Below are 13,481 nucleotides of genomic sequence, written 5' to 3' on the forward strand. Positions count from 1 at the left end.
ACACATTGACTGACTATGAAATTCTATAAAACAATAGGTCTGCTCGGTTTTCTGGCGGTGGTGCTGCTACCGATAAGCTGTAAGGAATCCTTTCTGGAACAGAAAAATACGCAGGGCATCACGGAAGACGCGCTGTTCAAAAAACCGGCCGACGGCATTGCGCTCGTGACGGGTATTTATGATACGTTCCACGATGTCGACTTTACACTGAAAGCGTTGTGGTATCAGGCCAATTTCCTGTCGCAGGATTTTAAAAACTTTGGCGCCGATACGTTCTTTGAAACCTATGAAGTGCCAACCAGTTTTGACGCGCTAAATATTTTCTGGTCGAGAGCGTATCAGGGCGTTGCGCGCGCGAACTCGGCCATCCCGATTATCGCCAACATGAAAACCAACAAAGTGATTTCGGATACGCTGGCCAATCGGCTAACGGGTGAGACGTTGTTTTTGCGGGGGGCTTTCTACTATTACCTGGCGTCCAATTTCGGGGGCGTTCCGCTGGAATTGCAAACGGTAACCGATGACGGCCGCCATCCCCGGAATACGCAGGAAGAAGTCTTTACGGCCGTTGCCGCCGATATGAAAGCAGCCGCTGAGCTATTACCCTGGCAGCAGAATCTAGCCGCCGTCGATATTGGTCGGGCTACGAAAGGAGCCGCCCTGGCTTACCTGGGTGATGCGCAGATGTGGCTGAAAAAATACGCCGACGCGGCCGCTACGTATGAGCAGCTGACGGGCAAATACCAGTTGGAAGATAAGTTCGTCAACATCCACGAGTTCAACAATCAGAATGGTAAAGAGTCCATTTTTGAGATTCAGTACATTGCCGGCAGTGATATGTCGTGGGGTCACACAAACGACTCTCATTGGCTAGCGACCTTCGGCATGCCAGAAGAGGTATCGCAATTCGGGTACTCGTTCGCGGACAAAAAACTGTATGACTCGTTTGAAGCGGGTGACACCCGCAAACTACCAACCGTCCTTGGCCCCGGCGATGTGCACCCCAGCCCGGCGATAAAGATCAGTGATTACCCGCTGGTGAAGCAAAACTACCCCGGCCTGAACACGCTGGGCACAGTCGCAAAACCCTGGAAAGGATCGGACGGATTGCGGTCGGGCTATTACGGCGCGAAAACCTGGCGTGACCCGGCTGCAACGGGAAACTCGGGCAATCCGGCTTACATTTTCAGCGGCCAGAACCTGATTCTGATGCGCTACGGGCAAGTGCTGCTGAGCAAAGCCGAAGCGCTATTTAAAAGCGGCAACACCGCCGGGGCATTAGCGATCATCAATGGGCAGATCCGCAAACGCGCTGGTCTGGGCGCAGCCGCCGGCACGGACGTAACGAAAATTCTGCTGGAAGAATACCGGCATGAACTGGCGGGTGAATTCTCGCTCTGGTTTCTACTACGTCGGTCGGGAGAGCAACTGAACTACGTGAAAGAACGGTACGGCATTACAGTGCCTCCGGGAAAAGATTTGATGCCGATCCCGCAAAAACAGATTGCCACCAACGAAAAACTGGTGCAGAATCCAGGGTATTGATACACCGTTTCCTTCCTTTTGATTTAACCCACTACCCGGAAGTTAGATACTTTCGGGTAGTGAGGCTATTAATTCAACACCCTACGGTTGGCCGCAGCCGTTTTAATCCGGAGTTGAATTTCCAGAATCATGAAATTCCATTACGTTCTTTATTTAGTATTGGTTCTCACGTCCTGCAAAAACGATACGTTGTTTGAGGCCATTCCATCGTCAAAATCGGGTATTCAGTTTAATAATCTCATCGCTGAAAATGACTCGATTAACCCGTTGGATATGGTCAATATGTATAACGGTGGGGGAGTGGGAATCGGTGATTTTAATCAAGATGGCTGGCCGGATATTTACTTCGTTGGCAACCGGGTGGCGAGTCGGTTGTACCTAAACAAAGGGGCGCAGGGCGCGACTTTTGAATTTGATGAGGTTACCGAAAAAGCGGGTGTCGATGGCAAAGGCCGATGGGGGAGAGGGGTGGCCGTTGTCGATATTAACAATGATAGCTGGCCCGATATTTACGTCTGCAATACGCTTACCAAAGACTCGCTTCAGCGTCGTAATCTGCTGTATGTCAATCAAAAAGTAACAAATGCCGGTGTGCCGGTTTTCAAGGAACTGGCTGCGGAATATGGCTTGGATATCAATGTGCAATCGACGATGGCGAACTTCTTTGATTACGACAACGATGGCGACCTGGATATGTACCTCACGGTTAATGAGGCCTCGCCAGAACAGAATCCAAATCAGTTTGGATTGATCCGGTTTGACGGCCGACGTAGCACAGGGCGTCTGCTGCGTAACGACTGGAATACTGCGGTAAAGCACGCCTACTTTAGTAACGTATCGGAGCGGGCGGGCATGACCTTGGATGGCTTCGGGCACACGGCCACGGTGGTCGATCTCAATCAGGACGGCTGGAAAGATATTTCGGTGGCGAATGATTTCCTATCCAGCAATATTCTCTACATCAACAACCGAAACGGGAGTTTTACCGACCGCTCCCGCGAGTACTTCAAGCATACGTCGCTCAACGCGATGGGGCAGGACATCGGCGACATCAACAACGACGGATTGGCCGATCTAATCGAACTGGACATGAATCCGGAAGACAATTACCGGAAGAAAATGATGATGATGGCGAATAATTACGTCAGTTATCTCAACTTCGATCTACACGGGTATCAGTATCAATACGTTCGAAACACGCTGCAACTCAATCAGGGGCCGCGCGTTGGGGCGAAAGATTCAATTGGTAGTCCGGCCTTCAGTGAAATCGGTTTCATGAGCGGCATTGCCCAAACCGACTGGAGCTGGACGCCCTTACTGACTGATTTCAATAACGACGGTTTTCGGGATTTGATCGTCACCAACGGCTACCCGAAAGACGTAACCGACCATGATTTCATCGCCTATCGGGATCAGCCTAACGAAACGACCACGAAGGCCAAGATTTTAGCCCAAATTCCGGTCGTCAAGATTCACAATTACGCCTATCAAAATACCGGTGAGCTGACTTTTCGGGATGTTACGTCGGACTGGGGCTTTGCTCAGCCAACGTTTTCCAACGGCGCGGTCTACACCGATCTGGATAACGATGGCGCACTGGATATCGTCATCAACAACATCAACGACGAAGCGCTAATTTATAAGAATACCACTCGCGAACGGGATAAAGAAAATACGCATTTCCTGCAACTGAACGTAGTGGGCGATAGCCTGAACGTCGATGGGTTGGGCACAGTCATTTCCATTCATTATGCAGGTGGCAAACAGCAGGTGTATGAGCATACACCCTACCGGGGGTATCTGTCTACAAACCAGATGATTGCTCATTTTGGCCTCGGTAACGTAGTAAAACTCGACTCTGTCGTCATTAAATGGCCAAATGGGAAAAAGCAGGTTCTGCGAAACGTCAAAGCCGATCAGCGATTGACGGTGTCCAGTAAAAATGCGTCCGCAAGCTACGTCTGGACAACTCCAGAACTGGCGACTAATTCCCTGTTCACCGACGTAACAAAGGAGGTTGGTTTAACGTACCGGCACAAGGAGTTTGATTTCATCGACTTTAACATTCAGAAATTATTGCCGCATAAACTATCGGAATACAGCCCCGGTCTGGCGGTTGGCGATGTGGACAGCAATGGCACGGATGATCTGGTGATCGGCGGAAACGCCCACGATCCGGCGCAGCTTTTTTTGCAGCAACAAAACGGGAAATTCACGCAACGAAACGTAGTGCCGGAACAGTCTGTTCCGGGCGATTACAAAGACGAAGGCATCCTGCTTTTTGACGCCAATGGCGATTCGGCATTAGATCTGTACGTCGCCCGGGGTGGCTATAAAAATGCGCCCAACACGCCCGGCTATCAGGACAAACTATATATCAATGATGGCAAGGGGAATTTCGCGGAAACCCCCAATGCTTTACCGGTTAATCTGACCAGCAAACTCTGCGTTCGTGCCATTGACTATAACCATGATGGGAAACTGGATTTGTTTGTGTCGGGGCGGGTGGAACCCTGGAATTATCCCAAACCCGTGTCCAGCGTTATCCTGCGAAACGACAGCCAGCATGGACAGACCAAATTCACCGACGTAACGAGGGACGTAGCACCCGCCCTGATCAATAGTGGCCTGGTGTGCGATGCGTTAGTCACTGATTTTGACAATGATACCTGGCTTGATTTAATTCTGGTTGGCGAATGGATGCCCATTACGTTTCTTAAGAACACAAACGGTCGCTTCAATTCCACCACCGAAACAACCGGCGTTGGCGATAAACCGGGCTGGTGGAATAGCATTGTCGCGGGCGATTTTCGGCATACGGGCAGAATGGATTACATTGTGGGCAATGCGGGCCTGAACACCCTGTTTAAGGCGAGTGAGCAATATCCAGTATACGTAACGGCCAAAGATTTTGAAAACAATGGCAACTACTCGGCCATTCCGTCCCTGTTTTTGCCGGATCAGGATGGCAAGCTCAACGAGTTCCCGATGCACGGCCGGGAGGATTTGATCAAGCAGATGAACAGCGTCAAAAAGAAGTATGTCAACTTCAAATCCTTCGCCGGAGCCACGATGGGCGAGCTACTTTCTCTCGAACAACTCAAAGGCGCCATTCGCCTGAAAGCCACCATGCTACAATCCTGTTTTCTTCGTAACGACGGCAATGGAAAATTCACGCTTATACCGCTACCTAAACAGGCCCAAATTTCCATCCTGAACGGCATGGTGGTCGATGATTACAACGGCGATGGCCATCTGGACGTCGCCATGACGGGCAACGATTATGGCACCGACGTTTCGATTGGTCGGTATGATGCGCTCAACGGGTTACTATTACTCGGCGATGGGCGTGGCAATTTCAACCCGCAGTCAATTCGGCAAAGCGGCCTGTACATTCCCGGTAACGGAAAAGCGCTGGTCAAGTTACGAAGCAGCCAGGGCAACTATCGGCTGATCGCCAGCCAGAATCGGGACGTAGTCAAGGCGTTTGAGTTGAAACGCAGCGTCAACAACATTCCCTTAACCCCTACGGATATAAGTGCCCAAATTCAGTACAAAAACGGGAATACGCTGAAGCAGGAATTCACCTATGGTTCGTCCTTTCTGTCGCAATCCGGCCGGTTTCTCACGATTGATAAGGACGTAGTAGAGGCTACAATTACTGACAGTAAAGGCCGGCAACGGCCGGTGAAAGCCAATTAAGGTTGTACTAGTCAGGCTACTCATTAAACATTTTTGATCTATGCGTACAGCAAGCGTTTTTCTCTTTACCGTAGCAATTTGTCTTTCCATCAACTTCATCGCCGTCAAATCAATTGGTGCCTTCCAGGACAGCCTGGACATTGGCAAACCTAAACTGGTCGGCTCATCTACCTATAATGAGGTGACGAAGGAATATAGGCTAAAGGGTTCTGGCTACAACATCTGGTTTGCACGGGATGAGTTTCAGTTTCTGTTCAAAAAAATAAGTGGTGATTTTACAGTAACCGCCGATTTTGAGTTTGTGGGAGCCGGTACGGACCCGCATCGAAAAGTGGGCTGGATGGTTCGTGAATCAATAGATGATGATGCCGCTCATATCAGTGCGGTGGCCCATGGCGATGGCTTGACCGTGCTCCAGTGGCGGGTTGAGAAAGGCATGGGAATGCGCGATCCGGAAGACGAAATTTTTAGTTCAGAAAAGAGCGTTCAGACAATCCAGGTGGAGCGCAAGGGCGATGAGTATACCATGCGGGTGGCGAAAAAAGGGGGAACCTTACAGGCCGTTGGTTCGCACAGGATGCCTACTTTAACCGCTCCTCTTTTTGTGGGCTTGTACATCTGTTCGCATAATCCGGAAATAGTGGAAGAAGCGATCGTCAGGAACGTTCAACTCGTTCAGACCAACCCTTAATCGAATCGTCACGAGAAACCAGAACCTGTTATGAAAAGCCTTCACCCTATTTTTATTCTTTTCAGTTGCCTCGTGGCCGTCATGCCCACAACTGCTCAAGGGCTCAAAAAACCGGAAAGCAATCGGTTTACCAAGGTCGTGCTCGCCCAGCGGCTGGAAGAACCCATGCAGTTTCAGATCCTCCACGATGGCCGGGTCCTCTATGCAGAGAGGAAAGGCAAAATTAAGGTTTTTGATCCTAAGACATCATCGCTTGAAACGATTGCCACCTTTGCCGTCAGTACCAAGTATGTCAATAAAGCAGGTGAAGTGACGGAAGGCGAAGATGGCATGCAGGGCGTGATTCTGGACCCGGATTATGAAAAAAATCACTGGATATACCTCTATTATTCATTGGCTGGCGAGGAAGCCAAAAATGTATTGGTCCGCTATGAATGGCAGGGAAAGCAGTTACTGGAAAGTTCGCGCAAAGTGATGCTCGAAGTGGCGGTTCAACGGGAAGAATGCTGCCACGTCGGCGGGGGTATGGTCTTTGATGCGGCTAAAAACCTGTACCTGACCACGGGCGATAATACCTTCTCCCGGGCTTCTGATGGGTTTAGCCCGTTGGATATCCGGCCGGGGATGTCCGCCCGAGATTCCCAGAAGTCCTCGCCTAATACGAATGATTTGCGCGGAAAAATCCTACGGATTCACCCGGAAACAGACGGAACGTATTCGATCCCTGCAGGGAATCTTTTCCCCGCTGGAACGCCCCAGACCAGACCCGAGATCTATACTATGGGAAACCGTAACCCCTGGCGGCCCACCATCGACTCCAAAACGGGATGGCTGTATTGGGGCGAGGTAGGGCCGGATGGTTCCCGCGATGATTTGGAGAAACGAGGCCCGCAGTCGTATGATGAATTCAATCGGGCCAAAGAGCCGGGTAACTATGGGTGGCCCTACTTTGTAGCCAACAACAAAGCGTATCGACATTACGATTTTGACACGAAAGTATCCGGCGATTTTTTTGATGCGGCTCACCCGGTCAACGATTCCCCCAATAGTTCGGGCAAAAAAGAGCTTCCTGCGGCTCGACCGGCCTTTATCTGGTATTCAAAAGCGGTCAGTTCCGAATTTCCGCTGTTGGAAAGTGGGGGCAATAGCGCCGTTGGCGGACCCGTTTTTCGTCAAACTGATTTCACGAAGGCCAGCCGCTTATTTCCCCCCTATTACGAAGGGAAATGGTTTATTACCGATTGGGTAAGAGGTTGGATAAATGTGGTCGAAATGGATGAGCAAGGCGAGTACAAATCCATGGAGCGTTTCCTGCCAGAGTTGAAGCTGAAAGGGCCGATCGATATTAAGTTTGGCCCGGAGGGGGATTTATATGTACTCGAATACGGGAATGGCTATTTTAAAGATAACCCCGAAGCTGAGCTGATCCGTATCGAATACAACGGTGGCAACCGAAAGCCCCAGGTGGAAGCCTCCGCCAGCAAGACGGCTGGTGCGACTCCGCTGCCCATTACGCTTTCTTCGGCGGGTACCCACGATTTTGATGAAGGGGATTCGTTGCAGTACTCCTGGCGGATTAACCGAAACGGAACGGCCTTCAAGCAGTCTAACCAGGCCAATCTTTCCCTCACCTTAACCACTCCTGGCACCTACCAAGCAACCTTAACAGTTACTGACAAGACTGGGGCGAAAAATTCAAAATCGGTCCTTATCAAAGCGGGTAATGAACCACCGGTGGTAACGTTTGCGATCACGAAAGGGAATTCGAGCTTCTTTTTTCCAGGGAGACTAATCGAGTATGCCGTTCAGGTCAGGGATAAGGAAGACGGTAGCCTGGCCAATAAAAGGATTTCGCCCGCTCAGGTTTCGGTCAGTACCAATTATCTGTCCGAAGGGTATAATCTAACCCGAATCGCCCAAAATCAATTGCGGGTGGATGCCTCGGCCCAGTACGCTACGGCTATTTCACTGATCAACAAAAGTGATTGCAAGTCCTGCCATGCGGTGAAGGAAAAAGTATTGGGTCCCTCGTTTCGGGATGTGTCCCTAAAATACAAAGGCGATCCATCGGCGAGTGCTACTTTAGCGAAGAAAATACTTAATGGCGGTTCAGGCGTATGGGGTGATGCGTCCATGCCCGCCCACCCGACCATGGCCGAAAGCGATGTCAAGTCCATAACAACCTATATTCTAAGTTTATCAGAGGCTCCCAAACCTGCCAGAACGCTGCCCGTTCAGGGCACCTATAAGACCGACGTAGCTAGCGGTGCCACGACCGACGGTAGCTTTATTTTTCGGGCGGCTTATACGGACCGGGGAACCAAAACGGCCGCTGCTCAATCGAGTGAAACTATAGTTGTCTTACGAAGCCCAGCGGTGCCGGTTGCTCATGCCAGCGTGGCCAAAGACATCATTTTTACCCCCGACAGCAGCCTGGCTATAACCAGAAGTTCGGGCGCTTTTTTAAGGTTTAATGCCATCGACCTGGCTGGAATCAACCAAATCGAACTGATCCGGGGTCCCGGCCGAGCTGGAGCACCGACTCAATCGGGTACGGTAGACGTCCGTGTAGGTGGCGTGGGTGGACAACTGCTGGGTAGCTTCTCGGGTGAATACAAGGATAAAATGCCCATCCCCATATCGGCAACTGGGGGAACGGGCCTACACGACGTCTATTTTATTTTTAGTGGCTCACCCACGCGTATAAGATCCATCCAATTCAGTGAAGGCAATTGACCTAATCCGGTGGTTACACCTAACGTATTACAAATGCACTGATTGCCTGATGAACAGTTGTTTTACTGTTCACCCCCCCTATCGTGTTTTCCAAAAAGACTTATTTCTAGACTAACTAAAAAAATGAAAAGAAATTTTCTTGTTATCCTTTTTATAGCTGGGGCAATTTTAAGGTCCCCCTGTGAGGCACAAAATAAAGCGGTACCGGAACAATTCAAGTATAAGGTTGATCTGAAGAAAGAAGGTACCAGTGCCGAAAAAATCGCTGGACTGGATTCGCTTTTGCAGTCTTTAGTTAATCAACACAAGGTAAGCAGTGTGGTCGGCTTTATTGCCAAAGGTGGCAATGTGGTCTATAAAAAAGCATTTGGCTGGAAGGATATGGAGAATAAGGTTCCGGCTACTCCAGATGACTATTATATTTTATTCTCACAAACAAAGGCAATAACCACCGTCGCTTTTATGACTCTTGTTGAGAAAGGATTGGTTAAGATTGACGATCCCGTTTCGACCTATTTTCCCGAAATTCCAGACAAAGTAATTACGGTTGTTCATGATGATGGAACATACGAAACCCGTCCCGTGGCTAAACCAATGACGTTTGCACACCTGATGTCTCATTCGTCGGGGTTGAATGCCGGACTGGTTGGCAAGATGCGTCGATCCGAAATGCAGAAAAGAAACGCAGCAGCAACCGCAGGAACATCCCCACCAGTAGGCCCAGGGCAGCGGTCTGGTGGGGCAGGCAATGCCAGGTACCTTAAAGATGACATGATTGCTTTGGCTAAATATCCCCTGGGATTCGACCCCGGAAGTGAATACAGCTATCATGTCAGTACCAACATGCTGGCGTATATGGTTGAACTAATTTCGGGTAAGCCTTTGCGTCAGTACGTAAAAGAAACCGTACTGGAACCACTGGGAATGAACGATACGGATTGGTATTATGAACCGGCCGCCTTGAGCCGTTTTGTTAAAGCCTACAATGCTGTCGATGGAAAACTGGAACCGGCAAGCAACATGTTTAGCGAGGGCACCGTGAGCAAGGAGCAAACTTATGCAGAAGGCGCTCTGGGGCTGAATGGTCCGATTGACGATTACGCTAAATTTTGCCAGATGCTGTTGAACAGGGGAGAGTTTAACGGACACCGGATATTGAAACGGGAAACCATTGACGCCATGACGAAAGTGAATCGCTTGCCTGAGAGCAATGCGGGCGGCAAAGGCTTTCGGTTCGGGCTTGGATTTGAATTGTACAACGAGAATAAAAAACCGGTTCCTGAAGTTTCCAACACGGCCTTTGCCTGGGGTGGATTGTATGGTACAGCATACATTATTGACCCGGAGAATAATCTAATCGCCCTGTACTACCTGAATATGCCCAAGCATGAGGATTCGTATCCGTTGTTCCTCAGCAAAGCGTATAAACTCTTCAGGAAATAATTTCCGGTAATACGATCTTACTCTGGATTATAAAGCCAATCACAAGTTCAACGTGCTCACAACTACATGGTCAACCTCAAAAAAATGATTCGCTATACATACAATTTTGTTTTGATAGTGAGCCTGGTAACCGTTTTCGCGGCTAAGGCTCAGCACCCTCCTGAAATTAAACTATGGCCCAATGGTGCACCCGGCGCAAATCCGGCCGGTGGTAAAGAAGTCGTGCGGATTGACCCGGGAGGTGGAGAGCAAGTCGTGTCGAACGTGCATGAGCCTTCCATTACGCCTTATATTCCCAAGCCGGGAAAAGCCACCGGTGTTGCTATTATTATGGCACCAGGGGGCGCTCACAAAGAGCTTTGGATGGACCATGAGGGGTATAATATAGCCCCGCTGTTGGCGGAAAAAGGCATAGCGGTATTCATTTTGAAATACCGCCTGGCACGGGATAAAAATTCAACGTACACGATCGAAGGACATTCCGTAAAAGATATGCAGAGAGCCGTCAGGTTAGTGAGAAGCCGGGCCGCAGAATGGAAAATCGATCCGGAAAAGATTGGCATTATGGGCTTTTCGGCCGGTGGGCAGGTTGCCGCACTAACCGATATACAAGCTGATAGTGGCGATGTTAAAGCCGCCGACCGTATAGAGACATATAGCAGCAAGCCAAATTTTCAAGTGTTAGTATATCCCGCCTGGGTTAATGATATCACGCTTTCTAAATCATCTTCACCGGCGTTTATAGTTGGTGGCTACCTGGATATGGAAAGCATTTCAACGGGCATGCCTAAACTTTACCTAAAATTCAAAGAGGTTAAAGTTCCGGCGGAGTTGCATATCTACGCGGAGGTAGGACATGGTTTTGGTGTCAGTAAAGGAGATAAAGGGCCCCATACAAAGTGGCTGGAACCCCTGACTGCCTGGCTATTTGATGTCAATAAAGTTAGCAGCAATTAATGAAGGCATCAGGTGTTGTCGCACTATAGATGATACGCCATTTTTTTCGGGAGTCTTATAAAACAAGTTTAGGTTTCAGCACAATCATGAAAAGACGTGGAGTAATCAAACACCTAACCTTGGCTACAGGAGCCTTCTTCATCACACCTTCCTGGGCTAGCAGATGGTCCAAAGCATCGGCTGTGTCTGAACCCGGTTTTCTGTCGGTTGCTGAAAGGGACTTGCTGGCAGAAGTTGTCGATACCATCATTCCCGTAACCAATTCGCCCGGCGAATCCACGCCGGGCGCTAAAGACCTTGGTGTTCACTTATTCGTTGAGCGAATGCTGGCTGATTGTTACGAAAAACCCACCCAGCAGAAAGTGATAAACGGCTTAAAGGCGGTATCGACTATGAGTACCGAAAGCTATGTAAAGCCCTTTGAGCAGGCCAGCACAACCCAGCGATTAGCGGTATTGACCAGAATGGCCAATAGCACCGATACCAATCAGCAAGAATTCCTGGCCTTAATGAAATCCCTTACGATTCAGGGTTATACAACGTCGGAATATGTCATGACCAACTTTTACCACTACGTTATGGCGCCCGGTCACTATTACGGTTGCATACCGGCGTAAGCACTGCCCCAAAAAACAAAGAGTAATAACCGATAGAACAGTCTTGGCGGTAAATCGCCTTCCCCTTTTACAAAACTAATGGCTAACTTAACCATAGACGCCGTAAAGGCAATGACGTTCGATGCCATCGTTATCGGGTCGGGAATCAGTGGAGGATGGGCAGCGAAGGAGCTTTGCCAAAAAGGCCTGAAAACGCTGGTACTCGAACGAGGTCGCGATGTAAAGCATGGGACGGACTACCCCACCGCTAACCTGAACCCTTGGGACTTTCCGCACCGAGGGCAGTTGCCGCTGGATATTCGGGCCGAATACGGCAAAAGCCGCTCCTTTATGCGAGAAGAAACGCTTCAATGGGCCATAAAAGAGGGCGAACAACCGTACGTAGAAGAAAAGCCGTTCACATGGACACGCGGCTATCACGTCGGTGGCAAATCGTTGCTGTGGGCCCGGCAAACCCAGCGCTGGAGTGACTTCGATTTCGAGGGGCCAGCCCGTGATGGTTTTGCCGTCGACTGGCCGATTCGGTACACTGACATTGCTCCCTGGTATAGTTACGTGGAGAAATTTGCTGGCATATCCGGTAACAAGGATGGCTTGCCCCAGCTACCCGATGGTGAATTTCTGCCGCCTATTCAATTGAATTGTGTCGAAACCCATTTGAAAGAGGTATTGGCGAAAAATTACCAAGACCGACATGTGGTTCAGGGGCGATGCGCTCACCTGACCAAGCCACAACCGATTCACTACCAGCAGGGACGGGCGCAGTGCATGCACCGAACGCTCTGTGTGCGTGGCTGCCCGTTGGGTGGGTATTTCAGCAGCAATGCATCGACACTCCCCTGGGCGGAGAATACGGGTAACATGACATTACGTCCCCATTCGGTAGTGCACTCGATTATTTACGATGAAAAAAGGCCAGGTCGGGCTTCGGGCGTTCGGGTAGTGGATGGCCACACAAAGCAGATGATGGAGTTCTATGCCAAAATCATTTTTGTGAATAGTTCGGCACTAAGCAGTAACCTCATTCTCTTAAACTCGATCTCCAGTCGTTTTCCGAATGGATTGGGTAACGATAGCGGCTTGCTGGGTAAGTACATTGCCTGGCATAATTACCGGGGACGCGTATCGGCGCAAGTTGAAGGCTTTCTGGATAAAACCACGGATGGCAAAAACCCGAGCAATGGGTATATGCCTCGATTTCGGAATCTCCATAAGCAGGAGACCGACTTTTTACGGGGCTATGCCGCTGGTGTCGGGGGTGGTCGAGGAAGCATTCAGAATCGCGACGGCCTGGGAGCCGACTTAAAAGCAAGCCTGCTTACTCCACAGCCAGGTCCCTGGAATGTCAGTTCCTGGATGATGGGCGAAACCGTTCCGATTGAAAAGAATCACGTTCGTCTTGATACGTTACAGAAAGACCCTTATGGAATTCCACTTCTGGTCACGTCGGCCGACTGGACCGAGAATGACGATAAAATGGTGAACGATTACATGGAGCAACTCACTGAGATGTTTACTCTGGCGGGTTTTAAAAACATTAAAGCGGCTGACTCACACTCGGCGCCCGGCTCCGACATTCACGAAATGGGCGGTGTTCGGATGGGAAGAGATCCCAAAACATCGCTACTCAACAAATGGAATCAACTGCACCACTGTAAAAATGTGTTTGTAACCGATGGTGCCTGCATGACCTCGACGGCCACGCAAAACCCATCGCTGACTTACATGGCACTCACGGCCAGAGCGGCCAATTTTGCTGTAAATGAATTAAAAAAGAAAAACCTGTAACC

The 13,481-nt window shown here is 49.8% G+C and carries 8 protein-coding genes; all 8 read left to right on the forward strand.

Features of this window, described 5'->3' with window-relative positions; all coding sequences use genetic code 11:
• Positions 1-15 precede the first annotated feature (15 nt).
• Positions 16-1,545, forward strand: a complete 1,530-nt coding sequence (locus GJR95_RS32165; protein WP_162389764.1) for a RagB/SusD family nutrient uptake outer membrane protein — start codon at positions 16-18, stop codon at positions 1,543-1,545.
• Between the two features lie 129 nt (positions 1,546-1,674).
• On the forward strand, positions 1,675-5,247 hold the full coding sequence (locus tag GJR95_RS32170) for a VCBS repeat-containing protein (protein WP_162389765.1): 3,573 nt from the start codon (positions 1,675-1,677) through the stop codon (positions 5,245-5,247).
• 40 nt (positions 5,248-5,287) lie between these two features.
• A complete protein-coding gene (locus GJR95_RS32175) occupies positions 5,288-5,938 on the forward strand; it encodes a hypothetical protein (RefSeq protein ID WP_162389766.1) in 651 nt (216 codons plus the stop codon).
• A gap of 30 nt (positions 5,939-5,968) precedes the next feature.
• The gene (locus tag GJR95_RS32180) at positions 5,969-8,674 is read left to right on the forward strand and encodes a PQQ-dependent sugar dehydrogenase (RefSeq protein ID WP_162389767.1); all 2,706 of its coding nucleotides are present in this window, start codon (positions 5,969-5,971) and stop codon (positions 8,672-8,674) included.
• A 123-nt stretch (positions 8,675-8,797) separates the two neighbouring features.
• Positions 8,798-10,117, forward strand: a complete 1,320-nt coding sequence (locus tag GJR95_RS32185) for a serine hydrolase domain-containing protein (RefSeq protein WP_162389768.1) — start codon at positions 8,798-8,800, stop codon at positions 10,115-10,117.
• 66 nt (positions 10,118-10,183) lie between these two features.
• Complete coding sequence (locus GJR95_RS32190) at positions 10,184-11,074, forward strand: alpha/beta hydrolase (RefSeq protein ID WP_162389769.1); 891 nt, start codon at positions 10,184-10,186, stop codon at positions 11,072-11,074.
• A gap of 86 nt (positions 11,075-11,160) precedes the next feature.
• On the forward strand, positions 11,161-11,691 hold the full coding sequence (locus tag GJR95_RS32195) for a gluconate 2-dehydrogenase subunit 3 family protein (protein WP_232540923.1): 531 nt from the start codon (positions 11,161-11,163) through the stop codon (positions 11,689-11,691).
• 78 nt (positions 11,692-11,769) lie between these two features.
• A complete protein-coding gene (locus tag GJR95_RS32200; protein WP_162389771.1) occupies positions 11,770-13,479 on the forward strand; it encodes a GMC oxidoreductase in 1,710 nt (569 codons plus the stop codon).
• The last annotated feature ends 2 nt before the right edge of the window (positions 13,480-13,481 follow it).

The organism is Spirosoma endbachense (assembly GCF_010233585.1).
Taxonomy (GTDB): domain Bacteria; phylum Bacteroidota; class Bacteroidia; order Cytophagales; family Spirosomataceae; genus Spirosoma; species Spirosoma endbachense.

Bases quoted from the DNA above. Each gene is read 5' to 3' on its own strand.
- GJR95_RS32200 (WP_162389771.1), top strand. From the start codon at position 11,770: ATGGCTAACTTAACCATAGACGCCGTAAAGGCAATGACGTTCGATGCC.
- GJR95_RS32195 (WP_232540923.1), top strand. From the start codon at position 11,161: ATGAAAAGACGTGGAGTAATCAAACACCTAACCTTGGCTACAGGAGCC.
- GJR95_RS32180 (WP_162389767.1), top strand. From the start codon at position 5,969: ATGAAAAGCCTTCACCCTATTTTTATTCTTTTCAGTTGCCTCGTGGCC.
- GJR95_RS32165 (WP_162389764.1), top strand. From the start codon at position 16: ATGAAATTCTATAAAACAATAGGTCTGCTCGGTTTTCTGGCGGTGGTG.
- GJR95_RS32170 (WP_162389765.1), top strand. From the start codon at position 1,675: ATGAAATTCCATTACGTTCTTTATTTAGTATTGGTTCTCACGTCCTGC.
- GJR95_RS32185 (WP_162389768.1), top strand. From the start codon at position 8,798: ATGAAAAGAAATTTTCTTGTTATCCTTTTTATAGCTGGGGCAATTTTA.
- GJR95_RS32190 (WP_162389769.1), top strand. From the start codon at position 10,184: ATGGTCAACCTCAAAAAAATGATTCGCTATACATACAATTTTGTTTTG.
- GJR95_RS32175 (WP_162389766.1), top strand. From the start codon at position 5,288: ATGCGTACAGCAAGCGTTTTTCTCTTTACCGTAGCAATTTGTCTTTCC.